At 63.2% G+C, this 22,155-nt stretch carries 29 protein-coding genes and 2 pseudogenes; 24 read left to right on the top strand and 7 right to left on the bottom strand.

Annotation, left to right across the window (positions count from 1 at the left end; translation table 11 throughout):
- The first annotated feature begins 39 nt into the window (after positions 1-39).
- Together G4G31_RS18520 and G4G31_RS18515 are read left to right on the top strand one after the other, a co-directional pair.
- Entirely contained in the window at positions 40-591 is a 552-nt protein-coding gene (locus G4G31_RS18520) for a hypothetical protein (protein ID WP_182988879.1), read from the top strand.
- 115 nt (positions 592-706) lie between these two features.
- Positions 707-1,249 carry a hypothetical protein gene (locus G4G31_RS18515; RefSeq protein WP_182988878.1) on the top strand — a complete coding sequence of 181 codons (543 nt, stop codon included), beginning with the start codon at positions 707-709 and terminating at the stop codon, positions 1,247-1,249.
- Between the two features lie 63 nt (positions 1,250-1,312).
- Here the strand turns inward: G4G31_RS18515 and G4G31_RS18510 are convergent, their stop codons facing one another.
- Positions 1,313-1,651 carry a hypothetical protein gene (locus G4G31_RS18510; protein ID WP_182988877.1) on the bottom strand — a complete coding sequence of 113 codons (339 nt, stop codon included), beginning with the start codon at positions 1,649-1,651 and terminating at the stop codon, positions 1,313-1,315.
- A 172-nt stretch (positions 1,652-1,823) separates the two neighbouring features.
- Complete coding sequence (locus G4G31_RS18505; RefSeq protein ID WP_374011327.1) at positions 1,824-2,726, bottom strand: serine hydrolase; 903 nt, start codon at positions 2,724-2,726, stop codon at positions 1,824-1,826.
- Here G4G31_RS18505 and G4G31_RS26745 point away from each other — a divergent pair.
- Positions 2,608-2,877 (top strand): hypothetical protein, encoded by a 270-nt coding sequence (locus G4G31_RS26745; RefSeq protein ID WP_229425699.1) that lies wholly within the window; start codon positions 2,608-2,610, stop codon positions 2,875-2,877. The two genes, G4G31_RS18505 and G4G31_RS26745, sit on opposite strands and share 119 nt — an antisense overlap.
- A gap of 214 nt (positions 2,878-3,091) precedes the next feature.
- Here G4G31_RS26745 and G4G31_RS18500 read toward each other — a convergent pair whose 3' ends face one another.
- A complete protein-coding gene (locus tag G4G31_RS18500; protein WP_182988875.1) occupies positions 3,092-4,105 on the bottom strand; it encodes a sulfate ABC transporter substrate-binding protein in 1,014 nt (337 codons plus the stop codon).
- Between the two features lie 223 nt (positions 4,106-4,328).
- On the opposite strand from G4G31_RS18500, the gene G4G31_RS18495 reads away from it, so the two are divergent.
- From G4G31_RS18495 to G4G31_RS18455, 10 genes are all read left to right on the top strand, one after another.
- Positions 4,329-4,853 carry a GNAT family N-acetyltransferase gene (locus G4G31_RS18495; RefSeq protein ID WP_182988874.1) on the top strand — a complete coding sequence of 175 codons (525 nt, stop codon included), beginning with the start codon at positions 4,329-4,331 and terminating at the stop codon, positions 4,851-4,853.
- A 101-nt stretch (positions 4,854-4,954) separates the two neighbouring features.
- Positions 4,955-5,596, top strand: a complete 642-nt coding sequence (locus tag G4G31_RS18490) for a DUF882 domain-containing protein (protein WP_182988873.1) — start codon at positions 4,955-4,957, stop codon at positions 5,594-5,596.
- Between the two features lie 119 nt (positions 5,597-5,715).
- Positions 5,716-6,003 (top strand): DUF378 domain-containing protein, encoded by a 288-nt coding sequence (locus tag G4G31_RS18485; RefSeq protein WP_182988872.1) that lies wholly within the window; start codon positions 5,716-5,718, stop codon positions 6,001-6,003.
- Between the two features lie 59 nt (positions 6,004-6,062).
- On the top strand, positions 6,063-6,524 hold the full coding sequence (locus tag G4G31_RS18480) for a metallophosphoesterase family protein (protein ID WP_182988871.1): 462 nt from the start codon (positions 6,063-6,065) through the stop codon (positions 6,522-6,524).
- A 91-nt stretch (positions 6,525-6,615) separates the two neighbouring features.
- On the top strand, positions 6,616-7,020 hold the full coding sequence (locus G4G31_RS18475) for a hypothetical protein (RefSeq protein WP_182988870.1): 405 nt from the start codon (positions 6,616-6,618) through the stop codon (positions 7,018-7,020).
- 194 nt (positions 7,021-7,214) lie between these two features.
- Entirely contained in the window at positions 7,215-7,982 is a 768-nt protein-coding gene (locus G4G31_RS18470) for a cystine ABC transporter substrate-binding protein (RefSeq protein WP_374011326.1), read from the top strand.
- A complete protein-coding gene (locus tag G4G31_RS18465) occupies positions 7,982-8,647 on the top strand; it encodes an amino acid ABC transporter permease (RefSeq protein WP_182988868.1) in 666 nt (221 codons plus the stop codon). Before G4G31_RS18470 ends, G4G31_RS18465 begins: the two co-directional genes overlap by 1 nt.
- A 23-nt stretch (positions 8,648-8,670) precedes the next feature.
- Positions 8,671-9,081, top strand: a complete 411-nt coding sequence (locus G4G31_RS26740) for a LysR family transcriptional regulator (RefSeq protein ID WP_229425091.1) — start codon at positions 8,671-8,673, stop codon at positions 9,079-9,081.
- Positions 9,069-9,554: a LysR substrate-binding domain-containing protein gene (locus G4G31_RS26735; RefSeq protein ID WP_229425090.1), complete on the top strand. Its 486-nt coding sequence runs from the start codon at positions 9,069-9,071 to the stop codon at positions 9,552-9,554. The genes G4G31_RS26740 and G4G31_RS26735 overlap by 13 nt, the downstream gene beginning before the upstream one ends.
- A gap of 126 nt (positions 9,555-9,680) precedes the next feature.
- Positions 9,681-10,001: a hypothetical protein gene (locus G4G31_RS18455; protein WP_182988867.1), complete on the top strand. Its 321-nt coding sequence runs from the start codon at positions 9,681-9,683 to the stop codon at positions 9,999-10,001.
- 115 nt (positions 10,002-10,116) lie between these two features.
- Here G4G31_RS18455 and G4G31_RS18450 read toward each other — a convergent pair whose 3' ends face one another.
- Positions 10,117-10,668, bottom strand: coding sequence for a hypothetical protein (locus tag G4G31_RS18450; RefSeq protein WP_182988866.1), 552 nt, complete (start codon positions 10,666-10,668; stop codon positions 10,117-10,119).
- A gap of 404 nt (positions 10,669-11,072) precedes the next feature.
- Here G4G31_RS18450 and G4G31_RS18445 point away from each other — a divergent pair, with 404 nt between their 5' ends.
- The 4 genes from G4G31_RS18445 to gudD all read left to right on the top strand — a co-directional run bounded on the left by G4G31_RS18445 (position 11,073) and on the right by gudD (position 15,050).
- Positions 11,073-12,143 (top strand): porin, encoded by a 1,071-nt coding sequence (locus G4G31_RS18445; RefSeq protein ID WP_182988865.1) that lies wholly within the window; start codon positions 11,073-11,075, stop codon positions 12,141-12,143.
- A 159-nt stretch (positions 12,144-12,302) separates the two neighbouring features.
- The gene (locus G4G31_RS29395; RefSeq protein ID WP_374011256.1) at positions 12,303-13,121 is read left to right on the top strand and encodes an MFS transporter; all 819 of its coding nucleotides are present in this window, start codon (positions 12,303-12,305) and stop codon (positions 13,119-13,121) included.
- Positions 13,061-13,672: an MFS transporter gene (locus G4G31_RS29390; RefSeq protein WP_374011255.1), complete on the top strand. Its 612-nt coding sequence runs from the start codon at positions 13,061-13,063 to the stop codon at positions 13,670-13,672. The genes G4G31_RS29395 and G4G31_RS29390 overlap by 61 nt, the downstream gene beginning before the upstream one ends.
- 22 nt (positions 13,673-13,694) lie before the next feature.
- Positions 13,695-15,050: a glucarate dehydratase gene (gene gudD, locus G4G31_RS18435; RefSeq protein ID WP_182988864.1), complete on the top strand. Its 1,356-nt coding sequence runs from the start codon at positions 13,695-13,697 to the stop codon at positions 15,048-15,050.
- A gap of 6 nt (positions 15,051-15,056) precedes the next feature.
- Here the strand turns inward: gudD and G4G31_RS18430 are convergent, their stop codons facing one another.
- Positions 15,057-15,479 carry a hypothetical protein gene (locus G4G31_RS18430; RefSeq protein WP_182988863.1) on the bottom strand — a complete coding sequence of 141 codons (423 nt, stop codon included), beginning with the start codon at positions 15,477-15,479 and terminating at the stop codon, positions 15,057-15,059.
- A 366-nt stretch (positions 15,480-15,845) separates the two neighbouring features.
- Here G4G31_RS18430 and G4G31_RS18425 point away from each other — a divergent pair, with 366 nt between their 5' ends.
- Positions 15,846-16,229 carry a hypothetical protein gene (locus G4G31_RS18425; protein WP_182988862.1) on the top strand — a complete coding sequence of 128 codons (384 nt, stop codon included), beginning with the start codon at positions 15,846-15,848 and terminating at the stop codon, positions 16,227-16,229.
- 184 nt (positions 16,230-16,413) lie between these two features.
- Here G4G31_RS18425 and G4G31_RS18420 read toward each other — a convergent pair whose 3' ends face one another.
- Positions 16,414-16,644 (bottom strand): hypothetical protein, encoded by a 231-nt coding sequence (locus G4G31_RS18420; protein ID WP_182988861.1) that lies wholly within the window; start codon positions 16,642-16,644, stop codon positions 16,414-16,416.
- A 176-nt stretch (positions 16,645-16,820) separates the two neighbouring features.
- A complete protein-coding gene (locus tag G4G31_RS18415; RefSeq protein ID WP_182988860.1) occupies positions 16,821-18,497 on the bottom strand; it encodes an electron transfer flavoprotein-ubiquinone oxidoreductase in 1,677 nt (558 codons plus the stop codon).
- A 176-nt stretch (positions 18,498-18,673) separates the two neighbouring features.
- Here G4G31_RS18415 and G4G31_RS18410 point away from each other — a divergent pair.
- The 6 genes and pseudogenes from G4G31_RS18410 to G4G31_RS18385 all read left to right on the top strand — a co-directional run bounded on the left by G4G31_RS18410 (position 18,674) and on the right by G4G31_RS18385 (position 22,152).
- Positions 18,674-19,449: pseudogene (locus G4G31_RS18410) on the top strand (SDR family oxidoreductase).
- Between the two features lie 89 nt (positions 19,450-19,538).
- Positions 19,539-19,970: a thioesterase family protein gene (locus G4G31_RS18405; protein ID WP_182988859.1), complete on the top strand. Its 432-nt coding sequence runs from the start codon at positions 19,539-19,541 to the stop codon at positions 19,968-19,970.
- 17 nt (positions 19,971-19,987) lie between these two features.
- On the top strand, positions 19,988-20,347 hold the full coding sequence (locus G4G31_RS18400; RefSeq protein WP_182988858.1) for a hypothetical protein: 360 nt from the start codon (positions 19,988-19,990) through the stop codon (positions 20,345-20,347).
- Positions 20,348-20,405: 58 nt separating this feature from the next.
- Complete coding sequence (locus G4G31_RS18395; protein ID WP_182988857.1) at positions 20,406-21,140, top strand: beta-ketoacyl synthase chain length factor; 735 nt, start codon at positions 20,406-20,408, stop codon at positions 21,138-21,140.
- Positions 21,133-21,905: pseudogene (locus tag G4G31_RS18390) on the top strand (lysophospholipid acyltransferase family protein). Before G4G31_RS18395 ends, G4G31_RS18390 begins: the two are co-directional and overlap by 8 nt.
- Positions 21,898-22,152, top strand: a complete 255-nt coding sequence (locus G4G31_RS18385; protein ID WP_182988856.1) for a phosphopantetheine-binding protein — start codon at positions 21,898-21,900, stop codon at positions 22,150-22,152. The pseudogene G4G31_RS18390 and the gene G4G31_RS18385 overlap by 8 nt, the downstream one beginning before the upstream one ends.
- The last annotated feature ends 3 nt before the right edge of the window (positions 22,153-22,155 follow it).

Here is a 22,155-nt window from a genome sequence, read left to right as displayed (position 1 = left end):
TCCGCTCCAGCCAATCCTCGAACGTGTAACTGCGCCCTGATGAGACGTACCGTAATCAAATCACTGTTTGCAGGACTCGTCGGCATGCTTGGCGCGGGCTGTGACGACGATCAAGGCCCCGGGATGGTGCTGCATTTTGCTTCCCTGAAGGAAGGTATTACGATTATTTGCAGCGGAGGGCGATTGCCTGGCGGGCAGCGTTTCCCCGGACCTGGCGGGCTGAGTCGGACCAAGGATTGGTTAAACAACGGGAAGACTGAAGGGGCGGCACCGGACGGTCGGCAATTGCCTGAATGGGTGGAGTTCGAGTGGAGTGAATACCTTACTGGCAGAGAGTACTCGCGGGAAGAACTCATGGCGCTCCCTGAGCATGTCGAACGGGTCATCATCAGGGACCGCGTGCCGCCGGACGTGATCGACGAAGCGATCCGAGCCAAGCGTGAAGCCGGGCCGGGAAAATTGCCGGATAAAACGCTCTGGTTGTATTTTGTATGGACCGATAGCGGCATCAAATTCCATTGGCGGCTCAGGTCACCGAAAGTACCCGGGTATATGTTGCGGTCCGGTGGTGATGTGATCGAAAGGCCCTGAAGTTTCAAAGGGATGTCGGGCAGCGCAGACTGGCTTGAAGGCAAAGCATCCATTCCGGCTAAGCCGTTCCAGCCAATCCTCAACCGTGTAACTGAGCCCATCTATGAGACGTACCGTGATCAAGTCACTTTTTGCAGGACTCGTCAGCATGCTTGGCGCCGGCTGTGTCGAGGCCGATGAAGGCCCCGGAATGATCCTGCATTTCGCCTCCCTCAAGGAAGGGATTGTAGTCAATTGCAGAGGAGGGCAGTTACCCGGCGGGCAGCGTTTCCCCGGACCTGGCGGGCTGAGTCGGACTAAGGATTGGCTAACCGGCGGCGCGAGCGAGGGCGCTGCGCCGGACGGCCGGCAATTGCCTGAATGGGTGGAGTTCGAATGGACGGAATACATTACTGACAGAGAATACTCGCGGGAAGAACTCATGGCGCTCCCTGAGCATGTCGAACGGGTCATCATCAGGGACCGCGTGCCGCAGGACGTGATCGACGAAGCAATACGTTCCAGGCGTGAAGCCGCGTCAGGCAAACTGCCCGAAAAGACCCTTTGGTTGTATTTCGTCTGGACCGATAGCGGCATCAAATTTCACTGGCGGCTCGAGTCACCGAAGGTGCCGGGCTACATGTTGCGATCCGGTGGCGATGTGCTCGAAAGGCCTTGAACATGGGATGAACAGACCGGGCAGCGTCTGCTAGGCAGGCTGGTCCAGCACCTGACGACGCCGTTAATTTCCGTCCATCAGGTCTTTGCAGATGTTGGCCGCGCCGTCCTTGCCGGCTGCGGCAAGTTGCTGTGACAATTCATCGCTTGCGCCGCTCAGCACTTCGCGGTACTCGGGAGACTGCCGAACCGTTTTTATCCGGGATCGATCCTCCGCATCCAGATGCAGGACCTTGTCGGCGGATTTGCCTTCGAATGCGGCGGGAATGAGCGGACGGCAATGTTTTTCGACTGCGTCGTAGATAGCCAGTTTCTCCGTTAGCGAATAGTCCCAGACGGCGTGGGCATGTAGCGGCGCCAGTGCGCAGCAGCAGAAGGTGGCGTGGAGCAGACCTCGGGACATCGCTTGAGCCTTGCTGGAATGTGGTCCGGCAATTTTAAGCGAAAACCCCGGAAGTCGCGCAATGATGCTGAAGTAGGCAGTCCTGCGTCAGGACAGGCCCAAAGAAAAAGGGATTGCCACGCATGCGGCAATCCCTTCTTGATTCACTGTATGGGCCTGGCGGCCCGCTTCATCAGTTGCGGCGCTTGCGCAGCACGACGACCTTCTTTTTCTTCGGGACGACCTTGATGCTGCCGCGCGAACTCGTCTTGCTCTTCACGCGCAGGCCGCTGCCGGCCTTGATGCGCGGGGCGCGGCTGCTGGCACGCATGCGCACCGGCGCGTTGGCACGGGCGATCGTCGCTTCCTCGCCGCTGAGGTAGCGGCGCACGTTCAGCGCATCGAGGATGCGTGCCGACGAGGCGCTGGCGTTGAGCAGCACCATGGTCGCGTTCTTGCCGGCGGCCTTGATCTTCATGATCAGGCAGCGGCCCGCTTCGCGCGTGTAGCCGGTTTTCGACAGGCCGATATCCCAGCCGTTCGCGCCGACCAGGCGGTTCGTGTTGCGGAATTCGACTTCGCGGCTGTTGATGTTGATCAGGTTCTTCGCGTCGGTGGTGCGGTCGGTGATTTCCGGATAGGTCGCGGCGGCCTGGGCCATCTTGACGAGGTCGGCGGCGGTCGAACGGTTGTTCGGCGACAGGCCGGTCGGCTCTTCGATCGCGGTGTTGTGCATGCCCAGCGCGGCGATCTTGTTGCGCACGGCAGCCTTGAAGGCCTGCACGCCGCCCGGATAGGTGCGGGCCAGCGAGGCGGCGGCACGGTTGTCCGATGACATCAGCGCCAGCTGCAGCACGTCGCCACGCGGAATGCTGGCACCGACCGGCACGCGCGAGCTGCTGTGCTTCAGGGTGTCGACATCGCTGCGGTCGATTTCGATCAGCTCGTTCATGTCCTGCTTCGCGTCCAGGATGACCATGGCGGTCATCAGTTTGGTCAGCGAGGCGATGGGCACGATGGCGCCGGCGTTCTTTTCCAGCAAAATTTTGCCGGTATCATCTTCTACCACCAGCACCGATTGCGATCCGAACGGCACCGCGAATGCGGCAGCAGCGGAGATCGACAACAGGACGGCGGCGAACAGTTTCTTCATCATGGGTGTCGGAATAGGGAGTCGGGTGGATGGCCAGGCGCCGGAGGCGGCGCATGCTTTAACAAAATCTAGCTTTGCGGCAACTACCGAGTGATGAACGATAGCATCATCATTTCTAGCTGTCCATGGCGCACAAGCAAAAACGACGCGACTGTATCGGATTTACCGACAAAAAGGCCCTGCGTGGTAACAGGGCCTTTTTCAATTGGCAAGAAGCTTGTCGGATGGGCCATGCCCTGTGGGAATCCGCCGATGGCGACGGGCGCAAGCGCCGAACACTGCGCCCGGCCGGCGACGCCACCAAAGGCTTACTTTGCCTGGTAAATCTTGTCGAATTCGCCGCCGTCGTCGAAGTGGCGCTTCTGGGCATTGCGCCAGCCGCCGAACAGCTCATCCACCGAGAACAGGGTGACCGGTTTGTAGTTCGCTGCGTACTTCTTCATGACGGCTTCATTGCGCACGCGCAGGAAGTGCTTGGCGCCAATTTCCTGGCCCGATGGCGAGTACAGGAAATTCAGGTAGGCGGTAGCAGGTTTACGCAGCTTGCGGCGATCGACCACCTTGTCCACCACGGCCACCGGCGACTCGGCCAGGATCGAACTCGGCGGGTACACGACTTCGAACTTGTCGCCGAACTCCGCGCGCACCATGCTCACTTCGTTCTCGAAGGTTACCAGGGCGTCGCCGATGTCGCGCTGGGTGAAGGTGGTGGTGGCGGCGCGCCCGCCGGCGTCGAGGATGGGCACGTTCTTGAAGATACGGGTGACCAGCTCGCGCGCCTGCGCTTCGTTGCCGCCTTTCTTCAGTACCGAGCCCCAGGCTGCCAGGTAGGTGTAGCGGCCGTTGCCCGCGGTCTTCGGGTTCGGGATGATGACCTGCACGCCCGGCTTGGCCAGGTCGTCCCACCCCTTGATGCCTTTCGGGTTGCCCTTGCGAACCAGGAAGACCATGGTCGAGTAATACGGAGCGGCGTTGTTCGGGAACTTCTTCGCCCAGTCTTGCGCCACCAGGCCGCGGTCGGCCAGCATGTCGATGTCGTTTGCCTGGTTCATCGTCACCACCGACGCTTCCAGGCCGTCGGCCACGGCGCGCGCCTGCTTGCTCGAGCCGCCGTGCGACTGCTTGATCGTCAGCGTCTCGCCCGTGCTCTGCTTCCAGGTAGCGATGAAGGCCGGATTGATGTCCTTGTACAGTTCGCGCGCGACGTCGTACGAGACGTTGAGCAGCTCAGCCTCGGCCGCGAAGGCGGGCAGGGGGAGGGCGGCGCTCATCGCCAGTGCCAGGACCCAGCGGCGCAGGGGAAGGAATGGTTTGTTCTGCATGTTGTGCTCGCTTCTCGAATGCTATGTGGACAGCTTGCATGTTCCATATATTGGCACGAAAACGGAAGAACAGAATTTTCATATGCTTAGACGCCGGACGCTCTACACAGCCCGGTATGCATGGCTTACGGCAGGGTCTGTATGTTCGGTGTATAGTCCGCACATGGACGCGCCACGCGCTCCAGTAAAGCAAGGCATTGAACGGGTCACTGGGTCAAGATTCATGGGTATCGATATTCGCAAGGCAACACCGGAAGACGCGGCCGCCGCCTGCAGCCTGCTGCGCCGCTCGATCGAGGAGGGTTGCGAGCTCGACCATCGCGGCCGTCCCGACATCCTCGCAGCCTGGCTCGGCAACAAAACGCCTGAAAACGTTGCTACCTGGTTCGCCGCGCCGACGAACTACGCGGTGCTGGCCGAGCGCGACGGCGAGCTGCTGGGCATGGCGCTGCTGACCCAGGCCGGCAAGCTGGCGCTCTGTTATGTACAGCCGGAAGCATTGCGCCTTGGTGTGGGCCGCGCCCTGCTCGCTGCGGTGGAAACACAGGCGCGCGCCTGGAACATCGGCAAGCTGCACCTGCAAAGCCCGGGCAGCGCCGCCACCTTCTTCGAACGCCACGGCTATACCAATGCCGGCCTGGACAAGGCCTGCTTCGGGCTCGAATGCAATTTGCTCTGGAAACAGCTCGATGCCGCGCCTGGCAAGGGTGAGCCGCGCTCCAAGCGTTTTTGCAATTGCAGTCAGTAATCGATAGATATCAGCAAAAAGCGGCGAGAAAGCAACAACGCACGTCTTTTGTCGGGCAAGTCCTTGCGCTATAGTACTGCCTCCGAAATGACGAGTTCGCTATGGCTTCCCGCAGAGATTTTCTTCAACATGGCATGCGCCTGTCCGCCCTGGGTGTCCTGGCCCCGTTGGTCCCTGGCCAGGCCGATGCGGCCTCCCAGGCCGCGCCCGCCGACCTGACACCGCCCCCCGACCTGTTCGACGCCCAGCTGCTCGACCTCGACTTCTGGGTCAAGCCGCGCACCCTGACCCTTACCCGTCCCGCCAGCGGCGAGCGCGCCAGGCTGCTGTACTGGAAAGATGGTGAAGTGATCGATTCGGCCTACCAGGAACTGTGCCACCTGCTGCGTGACGTCAACGGCCGCGAGACCGCGCCGATCGACCCGAAGCTGCTCGAAATGCTGTGGGGCACCCAGGCTTTCATTGCGCGCTACGGCCTCGAGCAGCCGCTCGAGATCCTGTCCGGCTACCGCACCCCGGCATCGAACAAGCGCCTGATCGAAGCCGGCGTGCCGGCCGCGCGCAAGTCGCTGCACATGGAAGGCAAGGCCGCCGATGTCCGTATTTCCAGCCTGACAGAAGAAGTCCTGGGCGGACTCGTGCGCAGCTTCCGCCAGGGGGGAGTGGGGTATTATTACCGTTCCGGACCGAAGGGCGGCTGGATCCATGCCGATACCGGGCTGAACCGTACCTGGAAGGGCTGATCCGCGGGCAGTGCGCCGGGGACGCCAATCGCAAACTTGCATGGCTTTTTGCTGTCGTAAGGACCGGGGCGGCAGCGCATGTTGCCAGCCCACCGACGCATCTTTCCAAGGAGAAGCTCATGGCAACGATGAATGCACCCACGATGGATCGCAGGACCGGCGCCGATCGACGCACTACCCTGCGCGAAGGCCGCTCGGCCATGTCAGCACTGGATTACCTGGCGATGGCGCTGCTGATCATTGGCGGCCTGAACTGGGCCATGGTCGGCCTGTTCGAGGTCGACATGGTGGCCACCATCTTCGGCCCCGGCAGCGCGGCCTCGCGCCTGATCTACGTGGTGGTCGGCCTGGCTGCGCTGTATTCGCTCTACACGACGGCGAAGATGGCCGGCGCCAGGCGGCATTGACCGCGCCGTCGACGCGTGACGGCACGGCAGGCGCTCCAGCCTCCAGCGGGCAGGCAAGCTTGCGCATCGGACTGATCTCCGATACCCACGGCCTGCTGCGCCCGGAGGCGCTCAGTTTCCTGGCCGGCTGCGACCACATCGTCCACGGCGGCGATATCGGCCCGGCCGCCATCCTCGAGCGCCTGGCCGAACTGGCGCCACTGACTGTCGTGCGCGGCAACAATGACCGCGAGGCCTGGGCGCGTGCGATTCCCGTCGGCGCGCGGCTCGATGTCGGCGCGATCGCGCTGTATGCCATCCACGACCTGAAGGAACTCGACATCGACCCGCTTGCCGCCGGCATCCGCGTGGTCGTGTCCGGCCATTCGCACCGGCCCTCCTGCCGCGAGCGCGACGGCGTGCTCTACATTAATCCCGGCAGCGCCGGCCGCCGCCGCTTCAGCCTGCCGGTTTCCGCCGCCGAACTGGTGGTGGACGGCGACATCGTCCGTCCGCGCATCGTCACCCTGGTCGATTCCTGAGCCGGTCGCGCGCCTCGAGTCCGCGCACGAAGGAGGGCGAAATACCGTACCATGTACGCTTTCGCTTTTGCTCTTTCCGTTTTTCCTCACGATGACCATTCCCGCAGAACAGCCACGCTTCCGCCCGCGTCCCTGGATCCATCTCGAAACCCCGCAGGACGTCGACCTCTGGATCGACGAGCACAACGCGGCGATGCAGGAACTGATCCAGCCGCAGGAAACGGGCGTGGGCATCTGCTTCACGCTGGCCGAGGGCGGCAACATCTACATGCAGACCCATGAAGACGCGGTGGTGCTCGACGTCGACGAGGATGCGGCGTGGATCGCGCCCCTGATCGTGGCCGCCACTGGTGCCGAGCCGCCGCCCGGTTCCTATTGGCTCTTGCCGGCAGACCGGCTGGTGCAGCTCATCATTGGCCTGTCCAGCCTGGTGGCCAGCACCACCCTGGTGGTAGGCCACCGCTTCGGGTCGCGCGGCCGCAGGACGGCCTACTGACGCACGAGGTGCGGGCGGCCGTTGGACGCGCAGGCAGAGGGGACCTGCCTACCCTACAGCATTTTTTCTCGCGCCCGCTCGGCGACGAGCCGGCTTATCGGTTATAAAAGCGGTTGGCTCAACAACGAAGACGAGCGATACCGATGCGCACGAATTCCTCCCCAGTTTCCCGCCGCCGTACCATTGCGCGCGGCATGCTCTCCGCATTGCTGGTACTCGGCGCGTGTCTTCCAGCCGCGGCTGCCGACCTGCTGGACGCAGCGAGGGCGCGCGGCACCCTGCGCATCGCCATGGAAGGCACCTATCCGCCGTTTAACTTCAAGGACGGCAAGACCGGCCAGCTGGCCGGCTACGATGTCGATGTCGCCAAGGCCGTTGCCGCGAAGCTCGGCTTGAAGCCGGAGTTCGTCACCACCGAATGGTCGGCCATCCTCGCGGGCCTGGCGGCGGGCAAGTACGACGTCATCGTCAGCCAGGTCGGCATCAACCCCAAGCGCGAGCAGACCTTCGACTTCTCCCAGCCCTACACCTATTCGGCGCCGCAACTGATCGTGCGCCGCAACGACAATGCCCGCTATGCCAGCCTGGCCGACCTCAAGGGCCGCAAGCTCGGCGTGGGGCAGGGCAGCGTCTACGAGCAGCAGGCCCGCGCCGTGCCCGGCATCGAAGTGCGCAGCTACCCGGCCGCGCCTGAAAATTTGCAGGACCTCGCCTTCGGCCGTGTCGACGCCGCCCTCAACGATAGCCTGATGGTGTCTTACCTGCTGAAGAATTCGCAGCTGCCGATCAAGGCCGGCGCGCGCGTCGGCGCCGTCGAGCGCATGGGCATCGCCATGCGCCGCGGCAGCCCGAAATTCAAGGCGGCGGTCGACGCGGCACTGGCGGAGCTGGCCCGCGACGGCAGTTTGAAGGCGATGTCGACACGCTGGTTCGGCGTCGACGCCAGCCGCCCCGCGCCCTGATGGACCTGTTTGCCCTGCTGCGGGATGCGGCGCCGACCATGCTTGCCGGTGCCGGCTACACCTTGCTGTTCGCGCTGGCCGCGATGGTGGGTGGCCTGGCCATCGGCGTGCCGGTGGCGCTGCTGCGCATCGCACCCTGGACGCTTCTGCGTTGGCCGGCTGCCCTGTACGTGAGCCTGATGCGCGGAACGCCCTTGCTGGTGCAGATCTTCGTCATCTACTACGGCCTGCCCAGCATCGGCATCGAATTCACGCCGGTGACGGCGGGCGTGCTGGCGCTGTCGCTCAACAGCGGCGCCTACCTGTCGGAAAGCCTGCGCGGCGCCATCCTCAGCATTTCTCAGGGCCAGTGGCGCGCCAGCTTCAGCCTGGGCCTGGGCTACGGCCAGACCCTGGCCCATATCGTGCTGCCGCAGGCATTGCGGGTAGCGGTTCCCTCGATGAGCAATACCCTGATCAGCCTGATCAAGGACACCTCGCTGGTATCGGTCATCACCATGACGGAGCTGATGCTGGCCACCAAGGAAGCGATCGCCACCACCTTCCAGCCGCTGCCGCTCTACCTCGCCGCCGCCGCGATCTACTGGGCGCTGAGCCTGGTGTTCGAGCAGGTCCAGCGCCTGCTTGAGCAGCGCCTGAACCGCGCCCACCAGGCCGGGCGCTAGCCGCACGCTCGCCGGAAGCCGCCATGTTCGAACTCAGCCAGCTGCGCTGCTTCGTCGCCGTTGCCGAGGAATTGCACTTCAGCCGCGCGGCCGAGCGACTGAACATGACGCAGCCCCCGCTGTCGCGCCAGATCCGCCTGCTCGAGCACCATGTCGGCGCCCGGCTCCTCGAGCGCAACAGCCGCACCGTGCGCCTCACCGCCGCCGGCAAGGCCTTCTTTCCGGAAGCGGCGCGCATCCTGCGCCTGGCCGACGAAGCGACCTTCACGGCACGGCGCGTGGCCAAGGGCGAGCAGGGCACGCTGGCCATCGGTTTCACGGGCGGTGCCGGCTACAGCCTGCTGCCGGAAGTCGTGCGGCGCCTGCGCGAGCACTCGCCGGCGTCGCCCCTCACGCTCAAGGAACTGGTCAGTACCGCCCGGTGGAAGCGCTGAACGCCGGCCAGCTCGACCTCGGCCTGATGCGCCCGCATGCCCTCGGTGGCGAGTTCGACACGGCCTTGCTCGCCACCGAAGCGCTGATGCTGGCCATTCCCGCCGCCGAGGCCGCGAACTGGCCGCTCGAGCCCACCCTGGCCGACCTGCACGGCAAGCCCTTCGTGATGTACTCGGCGCACGAGGCGCGCCCCTTCCATCAAATGCTGAGCAGCCGCTTCGAGCGCGAGGGCGTGGTACCCGACATTGTCGAACACATCGGCCAGGTGCACACCATGCTGGCGCTGGTCAATGCCGGCATCGGCGTGGCCCTGATCGCGGAGGGAGCAACGCGCCTGCACTTCGACGGCATCGTCGTGCGGCGCGTGGAGACCGAGCCCGTGCGCATGGTCGGCGCCTGGCGGCGCGATAACGACAATCCCATTCTCGGGCTGTTCAAGCGCGAGATCGTTCCCAGTTTCCAGGCCGGCTAGAAGGACCGGCAGGAACTGTGGCTTGTTCTATTGGCAACAACCTCATACGCTGCGCTGCAGCGAGCGTTCGCAATGACCGGAAGCGGAAGACCGTTCCTGCCTCTTTGACTTCACTGGACGGCAATCATGGGATTTGTCCTGTTCATCATTATCTGGCTGACGGTTTCGCTCATGCTCTACGCCTTGCTGTGGGCGGTATGCATACGCCGTTTTGGCAGAGTTGGCATGTCGGTTTTCAATCTTGGCTTGTCCGTCATCCTGAGCCCCGGGGTGGGGGCCGGCGCGCATCGTGCCTTTGCTTTCCCAGGCGGACTTGCCGTGCTAATGACTGGCATGAGCGATAGCTCGGAAGCTTTTCCATCTCTTAATTTGATGATGTGGATGCTGACCTTCCTGATATTCTCGATCGTTAGCTGGTATGCGAAAAAATACGATACCGCTAAATAGAATGACGATCCTTTATATGAGCCGACGTCGCAAACGCGGGTGTCATTGCCCCGCATTCAAATAAGGACATTCTGTCGGATTTCTCTAATATCGAGCTGGCTTTCCGGTAGCTGTGCTAGGAACACTTCATGCTATCGATCTTCTTGAACTCCGCATCGAATCGGCTCTTCCAGTTGGCTCGCTCCTCCTTGTTGTCTGCGTCGATTGCTGCGTTAGCGTAGCTTCTCAACGAGCCGATGAGGGTTCGACACGGTCCATGAGGCAGCATGGACTCGTCGGTGATCGAAGCATCGATGAGCTGTTTCTTCTTGAATGCCGCAAGGACTGCCTCCAGGACGGCCTTTTTTGCTGGTGCATTGATCGGCTCGGCTAAATGCGCCAGATGCGATTCGTCGCAAGATTCCCTGTCAATATGTCGCACGTCCCAGGAATCACCGTTCCGCTCTAATACTGCCCACGAGCTGCCGCCGTACCCGCCGTAGGAATTCTTGGCATTGTATTTGATACAAGCGAAATTCTTGTACTGAATGATCTCGCCCCATTTCGCCGAGTCGGGGTCTTTTAAACGTCCGCGTACGGCGGTCTTGATGCCATCGTCAAATAGAGCTTGACCACAGCCGCCGAGCGCGGCAGCTATTGCCGCTAGTAAGAACACATTACGCATCATTTGTATCATTATTTCGGTAGTGCAATATTATTATCTTATTGGAATGATGTCCAGCCTTGAATGCGATAAAAGACACCCAAGAGCTAGCGCAACCTGTGGCGTGCCGCACACTCGCACGGAAAGCTTTTCAAAGGGTTCAGCCGCTAATCGAAGCTCAGTTTCCCGCGTCGCGGAACATCGCTGACGGCGATGCCTACGCGTTGAAGTTCGCGTAGCACTAAAGGAGTCCGATTAGTCTGTTACACCGGCGAATCGACTCATCGATTCAATCCTTGAATCGGACACGTCAACCATTGGTTTGTTGACGCATGGGTCCCCCGCCTATGATGGTTTTCATGGGAGAAGATCATGAAGTGCGGCATCGACCGCACCAGGTCTTGCACCACATCGACATGGAGACAGGCATGAAGGCAGGCATACTCGCGCTCGGCGCAGGACTCGCGCTCGGCAGCACGGCCGTCCAGGCACAAACGAAGGTCACCATCTACGGCATTGCCGACGCCGCCTTCGTGGGCGAGCGTGGCGGCGCCACAGGCAGCACCAGCAGGATCACCAGCGGCGCGGCATCGGCCTCGCGCATCGGCTTTCGCGGCAGCGAACAACTCGGCGATGGCCTCTCCGCCTTCTTCACCCTCGAGACCGGCACGAAGATCGACACCGGCGCCGTCGATGCGGCCGGCACCATCTTCAACCGCCAGGCCTTTGTCGGCGTCGAGGGCAGCCTGGGCAAGCTTGCGCTCGGCCGCCAGTACACGCCCTGGCACACCACGCTGGCAACGGTCGCCGACCCTTTCGGCACCGGCTACGCGGGCACGTCGAAAAACCTCTTCCCCGATTTCGGCAGCAATGTCCGCACCAGCAATACGGTGACCTACGCCTCGCCGGTCATCAACGGTGCGAGCGTGGAATTGGCCTACAGCGCGGGGGAGGGGGGCGACAGCGCCAGTGGACGCCAGTTCGGCGGCGCTGTCGGTTGGGCTGGCGGCCCGCTGGTGCTGCGCTTCGCCTACAACAGCAAGAACGCGGAAAACGCCATCGGCCTGCCAAACGGAGGACGCGGTTGCAATACCTTGCTGGCCGTTGCCTACGACCTGAAGTTGGCCAGGCTGCATGCGGGCTACGGTATCGACCGCGGCCACAACAGCGCGCCGCTGGGCAACCCGAACAATCCGTATGGTGGGGTGGCGCCGATGGCGTCAACGGATGGCCGCGAACTGCTGCTGGGCTTGAGCGCACCGCTCCAGGGCGGCACATTGATGTTCTCGGTCATGCACAAGGACGACCGCGGCGCCCTGGACCAGGACGCGAGCAGTTGGGGCATCGCTTATCTGTACGCGCTCTCGAAACGCACCGGCCTGTATGCCGCCTACGGCCATATCCGCAACCGCAACGGCGCCGGCTATACGGTCGCCAACAACACCGAGGCCGGCAGCGGCCACACCGGGACAAATCTCGGCATGCGCCACAGCTTCTAGGGCGTCGATTCAATTCCTGGATCGATCACGTCAAGCATTGGTTTGTTTGCAAGGGGACGGGTGCCCATGATGGATTCACATGAAAACGCGCAGCAGCTGCTGCCACCGGCCCTGGCCAGCCGCTCCCATTGCGGGCAACAACAACTTCAGGAGACAAACGTGGAACAAGCACAGCAACCAATGCCGGCCATGGCGGCGCCAGCGACAGGCAAGCAAGCGTCGCAGGCGCGCTGGATGATCCTCGCGGTCCTCTTCATGGTCACCACCATCAACTATGCCGACCGCGCGACGATTTCGATCGCCGGGCCCGAAATCAAGAAGGCGCTCGGCCTGTCCCCGGTCGAGATGGGCTACGTCTTCTCGGCCTTTGCCTGGTCCTATGTCCTGGCCCAGCTGCCCGGCGGCTGGCTGCTCGACCGCTTCGGCTCGAAGATCACCTATTTCTTCAGCATCTTCCTGTGGTCGCTGTTCACGGTATTCACCGGCGCGGTCGGCTTCTTCACGGGCGGCGCGGCCGTAGCGATGCTCTTCCTGCTGCGCTTTGCGGTCGGCGCGGCCGAAGCCCCTTCGTTCCCGGGCAACAGCCGCATTACCTCCGCCTGGTTCCCCATGCATGAACGCGGCCTGGCCTCGGCCATCTTCAATTCGGCCCAGTACTTCGCCACCGTGCTGTTCGCGCCCATCATGGGCTGGCTGGTGCACTCCCACGGCTGGCAGAGCGTGTTCTACGTGATGGGTGGCCTGGGCATCGGCATGGCCTTCATCTGGCTCAGGACCATTCACTCGCCCAAGGACCCCCGTCGATCAATGCGGAAGAACTGCGCTACCTGCAGGAAGGCGGCGCCCTGGTCGACATCGATGGTGCCGGGCGCGGCGTCCAGCCGCCCAGCGTGGGCACGCTCTCCTGCATCAAGGAGATGCTCGGCAACCGCATGCTGCTGGGCGTGTACATCGGCCAGTATTGCATCACCACGCTGACCTACTTCTTCCTGACCTGGTTCCCGGTCTACCTGGTGCAGGAGCGCGGCATGACGATCCTGAAGGCCGGCTTCGTCGCCTCGCTGCCGGCGATCGCGGGCTTCCTCGGCGGGATCGCAGGAGGCTGGATGTCGGACCGCCTCTCGAAAGCCGGCTACTCGCTGTCGACCGCACGCAAGCTGCCGATCGTGACCGGCATGCTGCTGTCGATGTCCATGATCGCGTGTAACTACATCGAGACCGACACCCTGGTCGTGGCCGTCATGTCGCTCGCCTTCTTCGGCAAGGGCATCGGTGCGCTGGGCTGGGCGGTGGTGGCGGACACCTCGCCGAAAGAGGCTGGCGGCCTGTCGGGAGGCCTGTTCAACACCTTCGGCAATACCGCCGGCATCACGACGCCCATCGTCATCGGCTACATCGTGCAGGGGACGGGCTCCTTCGCCGGCGCCCTGGTCTACGTGGGCGCCAACGCGGCACTGGCCATCTTCTGCTACCTGTTCATCGTGGGCGATATCAAGCGCGTCACCCTCGTCAAATCGCTCTGCAAGTAATCCATTTATATCGAGTCCACCCATGCATACCACGCAATCGAACAAGACCGTATCAGGCGCCCCGACCATCACCGACCTGCGCGTCGTTCCCGTCGCCGGCCGCGACAGCATGCTGCTGAACCTGTCCGGCGCACATGGCGCCTGGTTCACCCGCAACATCGTGATCCTCACCGACAGCGCCGGCAACACCGGCCTGGGCGAAGTACCGGGCGGCGAAAAGATCCGCCAGACCATCGAGGATGCGCGCTCCCTCGTCGTCGGCAAGACCCTGGGCGAGTACAACAACGTGCTCAATGCCATGCGCGCCGCCTTCGCCGAGCGCGACGCGGGCGGGCGCGGCCAGCAGACCTTCGACCTGCGCGTCGCGATCCACGCCGTCACCGCGGTGGAATCGGCCCTGCTCGACCTGCTCGGCCAATTCATGAACGTGCCGGTGGCGAGCCTCCTGGGCGAAGGCATGCAGCGCGACGCGGTCGAGATGCTGGGCTACCTGTTCTACGTGGGCGACCGCAACAGGACCGACCTGGACTACCGCGCCGAGCCGGACGCCGGCGACGCCTGGTTCCGCCTGCGTAACGAGGAAGCCTTGACGCCGGAAGCCATCGTGCGCCTGGCCGAAGCGACCCAGGCGCGCTATGGCTTCAACGATTTCAAGCTCAAGGGCGGCGTCTTCTCGGCCGACGCCGAGATGGACGCCATCGTCGCACTGCACGAGCGCTTCCCCGGGGCGCGCGTCACGCTCGACCCGAACGGCGGATGGTTATTAAAGGACGCGATCCGCGTCTGCCGCGACAAGCACGGCATCCTGGCCTATGCCGAGGATCCCTGCGGCGCCGAGGACGGCTTTTCGAGCCGCGAAGTGATGGCCGAGTTCCGCCGCGCCACCGGCCTGCCGACCGCCACCAACATGGTCGCTACCGACTGGCGCCAGATGGCCCATTCGATCCAGTTGCAGTCGGTCGACATCCCGCTGGCCGACCCGCACTTCTGGACCATGCAGGGTTCGGTGCGCGTGGCCCAGCTGTGCCAGATGTTCGGCCTGACCTGGGGCTCGCACTCGAACAACCACTTCGACATCTCGCTGGCGATGTTCACCCACGTCGGCGCCGCGGCGCCGGGCAAGGTCACGGCGATCGACACCCACTGGATCTGGCAGGACGGTCAGCGCCTCACGAAAGAACCTTTGAGGATCGTCGGGGGCATGGTGAAGGTGCCGGAAAAGCCGGGACTGGGCATCGAAATCGACATGGCGGAACTGGAAAAGGCGCACCAGGCCTACAGGAACATGGGCTTGGGCGCGCGCGACGACGCGGCCGCGATGCAGTTCCTGGTGCCGGGCTGGAAGTTCGATGCCAAGCGGCCTTGCCTGGTACGCTAGGGTCGGTCAGGGGCTTGCCTGGGGGCCGTCCGGGTCCAGCCGTGCCCAGCCCATGGCGGTCGGCTGCCAGCCCGCGCGCTCGAGCAGACCGCTCACATGCCGGTACAGGGGATCGGCCGATGCAGCCGTCCCGAGGTGGAGGAAGTCCGTGGCGAGCGAGCCGAAGGCGACACCGGTGGGCGCCGGATCCTCCCAGGCCTCGTACAACTCGAATTGCGCTTCGACCGGGATGCTGTGGATCCAGTAGGGAAGGACGGCGAACATGCGCAGCACGCGGACCTGTTCGCCCCGGATCAACAGCACCGTCAGCAAAAAGAAGGGCGAGAGGAGCAGGGCCGCGCAGTAGCCGAGGATGGCCTTCCAGCCCATGCAGGGCACGACATACAGTGCACAAAGGCCGAGCACGATGATGGCCATCGAATCGGGCATCACGACGAGATCGGACTGGCCAAGCCGGAAAGGGCGCCACCAGCTGTACAGCCTGGCTATCGGACGCAGGAAGGATCGGGGGCGGAGACGCGCCGGGCGCGGCCTGTCTGCTTTTCCTTGCATGTGCTTTCGGCCGCTGTCCGTTGTCGATAGGGTGCGCGGGCGGCAGGCGTGGCCACCGCGCGATGGATACAGTGTACGGGCCTGCTTGCTTTCTTGGCAAGTGCATTTAGGCAATAACCAGAAAGGAGGAATTGACAGGTGGCGGCGTGGATATGGTAGGCTTTGCAACGTTGCTGATTTGAAACGGTGTGCGGATCGGCTCCTTTACCGCCTTTGTCTCGCACCGCTTCATCCAGGGAAACCATGTCCAGATCCGCCTTCAGTGCGAAAGCCTTTGCCGCCTACCTGTTCGTCCTCGGCGCCTGTCTCGTCGTCGTGCCGAACACGCTGCTGAGCCTTTTCGGCATTCCCCCCAGCCCCGATGTCTGGGTACGTGTCGTCGGCCTGACCGTCTTCATGCTGGGCGTCTACGCCTGGGTCTCGGCCAACTACAAGCCCTTCCTCGAAGCCTCGGTCTACACCCGCGCCGTCGTCTTCGCCGTCCTCACCTGCTTCGCCTTGCTCGACCTGGGCAGTCCCATGCTGGCCGTGTTCGGCCTTGCCGACCTGGGCGGCGGCCTGTGGACCTGGTTCGCGCTGCGCGCCGATGCGCGCGCGGACCAGCCGCGATTCGCGGCTGGGGCGTAAGAGCTTGCATCGTCTCGCCGTACGCTCGTACTGTCCTCGACGATGCGCCTTGCCCTGAAGCGTTTGTCAGGCACGCTCAGTCCGATCGCCGCGCCGGCTGTTCCGGCACCGTACCGCGCGAAGCCAGGACTTCACGCCACGGTATTGCCCCTGCGAGTACGGGTTCGACGCGACCCTGGTGCGATCAAATCCCGTCGAAGAGTTTGTACCAGAACTCATCGCCGTACTTCAAGGCCAGGTAGCCGCACACGCACATCGGCACGAGGAACGCGAGTACCGCAAAGCCGGTCGAGGACGGCGCCGACGCGATGACGAGGACCAGCCCGATGAAGAAACCGAGCAGGGCGCCGCAGCCGAAGCGGCTCACCCGTTCCGCTTCGCTGATTTCCGGTCCTTCCGTTACTTCAGGTTCCATGTCGAACAGGCCTGTTGGAATACACGCATTCCATACCGGGCTGCCGCGATGTCGTCATGGCTGGAAAGCGTAGCGTGGAGTCCTGACTCCACGCCTCTTTCGTACCGCACCGGACCCGCATCCCGGGGGATAAAAGAAAGGGCGCCATTGGCGCCCGTTCCTCATGCAGCTTGCGCTTACATGTTCGGATAATTCGGCCCGCCGCCGCCTTCCGGCGTCACCCAGACGATGTTCTGGGTCGGATCCTTGATGTCGCAGGTCTTGCAGTGCACGCAGTTCTGGGCGTTGATCTGCAGGCGGTCCTGGCCGGCATCCGTCTTCACGTACTCGTACACGCCCGCCGGGCAGTAGCGCTGCTCGGGGCCGGCGTACTTCGCCAGGTTGACGTCCACCGGGATGCTGGCATTCTTCAGCGTCAGGTGCACCGGCTGGTCTTCGGCATGGTTGGTGTTCGAGATGAACACCGACGACAGGCGGTCGAAAGTCAGCTTGCCATCCGGCTTCGGATACACGATCGGCTTGAAGTTCGAGGCCGGTTGCAGGCACTCGTGGTCGGCATGCTTGTGGCGCAGCGTCCAGGGGGCCTTGCCGCGGAAGACGATCTGGTCGATGCCGGTCATGAGGGTGCCCATGTACAGGCCCTTGCCCATCCACGGCTTGAAGTTGCGCGCGGCGTGCAGTTCCTTGTACAGCCAGGACTGCTCGAAAGCGGCCGGGTAGCTGGCCAGTTCGTCGTGCTGGCGGCCGGCGCCCAGTGCCGCGAAGGCCGCTTCGGCTGCCAGCATGCCGGTCTTGATCGCGCCGTGGCTGCCCTTGATGCGGCTGGTGTTGAGGAAGCCGGCATCGCAGCCGATCAGGGCGCCACCCGGGAACACGGTCTTCGGCAAGGATTGCAGGCCGCCGGCCGTGATTGCGCGCGCGCCGTAGGAGATGCGCTTGCCGCCTTCGAAGAACTTGCGGATCTCCGGGTGGGTTTTGTAGCGCTGGAATTCCTCGTAGGGCGACAGGTAGGGGTTCTGGTAAGCCAGGCCGACGATGAAGCCGACGGCCACCTGGTTGTTCTCCAGGTGGTACATGAAGGAGCCGCCATAGGTGCTGTTGTCCAGCGGCCAGCCGGCGGTGTGGATGACCAGGCCCGGCTTGTGCAGGGCCGGGTCGATTTCCCACAGTTCCTTGATGCCGATGCCGTAGGACTGCGGGTCCTTGCCCTTGTTCAGGTCATACTTGACCATCAGCTGCTTGCCGAGGTGGCCGCGCGAACCTTCGGCGAAGAAGGTGTATTTCGCGTGCAGCTCCATGCCGAGCTGGAAGGCATCGGTCGGCTTGCCTTCGCGGTCGACACCCATGTTGCCGGTCGCGACACCCTTGACCGAACCATCGTCGTTGTACAGGATTTCGGCGGCGGGGAAGCCCGGGAAGACTTCGACGCCCAGGCTTTCCGCCTGCTGGCCGAGCCAGCGCACCACGTTCGCCAGCGAGACGATGTAGTTGCCGTGGTTGGTCAGCATCTTCGGCATCATGAACGACGGCGTGGTGCGCGCTTTCGTCTCGGTCAGGAACAGCATGCGGTCTTCGGTGACCGGGGTGTTGAGCGGCGCGCCCAGTTCCTTCCAGTTCGGGAACAATTCGTTCAGGGCAATCGGATCCATGACCGCGCCCGACAGGATGTGGGCGCCGACTTCACCGCCTTTTTCCAATACGCAGACCGAGACTTCCTGGCCTTTCTCAGCGGCGAGCTGCTTCAGGCGGATGGCTGCCGACAGGCCGGCCGGGCCGCCGCCGACGATGACAACGTCGTACTCCATTGCTTCGCGCGGGCCGTATTGTTCGAGGATGTTGGTTGCGTCTGTCATGGTTTTGGTATGGTTAGGAAAATTTAAGCACGAGTGTGCGGGTTTTTGGGGCCGATTGCAACTTGGGCAGGCATTTTAGGGCCAATATTAGATGTGTTTATCTAATGCCCGCGATCTGTGACATCATTATGCCTTGATCACCATCCGTGCCGCAGCACATCAGGACAGGAGCAAACGTGGGCATCGAAGTCAACTTTGAAGGAAAAATCGCGATGGTGACGGGCGCCTCGAGCGGCCTGGGGGCGCGCTTCGCGAAAGCGCTGGCCGGCGCCGGCGCCCGGTGGTGCTGGCTTCGCGCCGCACCGAACGCCTGAAGGAGCTGCGCGCCGAGATCGAGGCCGACGGCGGCGCCGCCCACGTCGTCAACCTCGACGTGACCAGCCTGGACAGCATCAAGTCGGCCATTGCCCATGCCGAGACCGAAGCCGGCCCCATCGACATCCTCGTCAACAATTCCGGCGTGCAGAACACCCAGCGCCTGCTCGACGTGACCGAGGACGATTACCAGTACATCATGGACACCAACCTGCGCGGCGCCTTCTTCGTGGCGCAGCAGGCGGCCAAGCGCATGATCCAGCGCGCCAAGGGCGACCCGCGCAAGCAGCACCGCATCGTGAATATCGCCTCGGTCGCGGGCCTGCGCGTGCTGCCGCAGATCGGCGTGTACTGCATGAGCAAGGCTGGCGTGGTGCAGATGACGAAGGCGATGGCGGTCGAATGGGGCAAATACGGCATCAACGTCAATGCCATCTGCCCCGGCTATATTTCGACCGAAATGAACGAGGATTATTTCGAGACCGAGCAGGGCAAGAAACTGATCGAGCTGCTGCCGCGGAAGCGCCCCGGCAAGCCGGAAGACCTGGACGGCCTGCTCCTCTTGCTGGCCGCCGAGGAGGCGCATTTCATCAATGGCGCCATCATTACCGCCGACGACGGCATGACGGCCCAATGACAACGTAAATCGCCGCAGCGTAGAATATGGGAAGCGGGCGCCGGCAGCGGCGCCTTTTCTATTTATTGATTGGAAGTGCAATACGAAGCATGAGTAACAGGAAGTTGGTCCACACGATGCGCATGCCGGTGCGCTGGGGCGACATGGACGCGATGGGCCATGTCAATAACACGGTTTATTTCCGCTATATCGAAACGGCGCGTATCGCCTGGCTGGAGCAGGTGGGCGCCTTGCCCGATCCGACGGCTACCGGCCCGGTGCTGGTCAATGCCCAATGCGCGTTCATCAAACAACTGAAGTATCCGGCCGAGATCGAAGTCACGTCCTGGGTGGGGCCGCCCGGCCGTTCGAGTTTCGAGGTCTCGCACGAGATTCGCCTGGTCGGCGCCGATGGCACGGCCGGCGCGCTGCATGCGCAAGGCGCGGCAAAAATCGTCTGGGTGGATTTCGCGGCAGAGAAGTCGGTGCCGCTGCCGGACGCGATACGCGAACTGCTGCCGTCTGCCGCGCAAGCGTCATGACAATGCGATGAAGGGAAATGGAAAAGCGCCTTGAGGGGCGCTTTTTTCGTTACCGGATTCGATTCCCGCCGGCTGCGCTGAAATGCTGCGCCGTGACAATCGGTGAGTATTTTTCGTCTTTTGGTGTGGCACTATCCGGTTTTTGCCCGCCGCCCCCCATTCAGCGTGTCTCGATGACGGCTATTCCCGCTGCCGCAAGGGTTCTCGTCAAATCCATCAATTTCAACCGCATCGTGTACTTATGTCACACGAATTTGCTATTAACTGGAAAAACGCGGGATTTCCGCCTTTTTTGCATAGACGAAATACTCTATCTGTTGCGAAACGGTCCGTTGCAGTGCAGCGAATGTTCCGCCGGGCAAAACCAGCGATTATAATTTGGGTTCAATTTCCTGCGCGCACGATTGCATTTCTACTTTTTCTACTCTACCTGCCATGTCTAAAAATGAGGTCTCTTTCTCGATTGCCCGCCACGCGGCCTGGGCGCCGGGCGTGACCTCGTCTGCGCGCTGGAGCGAGTGGGCCGCGCAGCCATGGCGCATCGAACCTGGAGAAGGGCCGAAGCTTGCGGCCATGCCCGCGATGCTGCGCCGTCGTGCTGGACTGCTGGGCCGCATGGCGCTCGAAGTCGCGTATGACTGTCTCGGACAGGAAGCCGACGTGCCGACGGTATTCTGCTCGCGCCACGGCGAAGTCGGGCGTGCCATCGGCCTCCTGCAGGACCTGGCGCGTGGCGAACCGCTCTCGCCAACCGCTTTCGGCCTGGCGGTGCATAACGCCAGCGCCGGCCTGTTTTCGATCGCGCGCGCCGACCGTGCCAACCACATTGCGCTGGCCGCCGGCTCGGCCAGCGTCGAACACGCCGTCATCGAAGCATGCAGCCTGCTCGCCGACGGCGCCCCAAGCGTGCTGCTGGTGGCCTGCGACGAGCCGCTACCGGCGCTGCTGTCGTCTTTCGAGGACTGCGACGAGCAGCCGTACGCATTTGCCTGGGTCATGGTGCCGGCAGGCGAGCGTCCGCTGCGCCTGTCCTGGCGCCGCGAAGAGCAGGAAGCGGCGCCCTCGGCCACGCCCGGCGGCCTGGAAGTGTTGCGCTTCCAGCTGGGTGAAGCCGATCGTCTGGAACGCGGCGCGGGCGCGCAGCGCTGGACCTGGAGCCGCAATGCTTGAGAAGCTGGGCCTTTGCTGGCGCGTGCTCGCGACCGGCCTCAGTTTCGCCGTCTTCGGACTGGGCGGGTTGGTGCTGCGCGTGATCGTGTTCCCCTGCTGGCGCTATGCGTGCGCGAGCAGGGAGCGCGGGTACGGGCCGCGCGCGCCACCATCCGCCTGACCTTTCGCGCCTTCGTTGGCCTGATGCGCGGCCTTGGCGTGCTGCGCTACGAAGTGCATGGCCTGGACAAGCTCGATCGCGCCGGCCAGCTCATTCTCGCGAATCACCCGACGCTGATCGACACGGTGTTCCTGATCGCGTTCGTGCGCAACGCCGACTGCATCGTCAAGGGCGGCCTCTGGAACAACCCGTTCACGCGCGGCCCGGTGCGCGCCGCCGGCTATATCTGCAACGACCGCGGCCCCGAGCTGGTGCAGGACTGCATCGCATCGCTGCGCGCGGGCGGCAACCTGATCGTGTTCCCGGAAGGGACGCGCACGCCGCGCGATGGCGTCATGGAACTCAAGCGCGGCGCCGCCAACATCGCCGTGCGTGGCACCCAGGCGGTCACGCCGGTGCTGATCGACTGCGAGCCGGCCACGCTCGGCAAGGGCGACAAGTGGTGGCATGTGCCGCCGCGCCAGGCGAACTTCCGGATCGAAGTGAAGGACGACATCGCGATCGAACATTTCACCGGTCCCGGCATCACCGACGTGGTGGCGGCCCGCCGCCTCACCGAATACCTGCAACACTATTTTATGAAAAAAGGCCAGCACCATGCTTGAACAGGAAGTGAAAGAACTGATCATCGATGTCCTCCAGCTCGAAGACATCACCCCAGCCGACATCGACAGCGAAGCACCGCTGTTCGTCGAAGGCCTGGGCCTGGACTCGATCGACGCACTCGAGATCGGCGTGGCGCTGCAGAAGCGTTATGGCATCACGCTGTCGGCAGAATCGCAGGAAACCCGCCGTCATTTCGCTTCGGTTCGCGCACTCGCTGCGATGATCGAAGCCAACCGCAAGAAATAAAGG

Source organism: Massilia sp. Se16.2.3 (assembly GCF_014171595.1).
In the GTDB taxonomy this organism is placed as follows: Bacteria; Pseudomonadota; Gammaproteobacteria; order Burkholderiales; family Burkholderiaceae_D; genus Telluria.
This window is presented reverse-complemented; position numbering and strand designations above follow the sequence as displayed.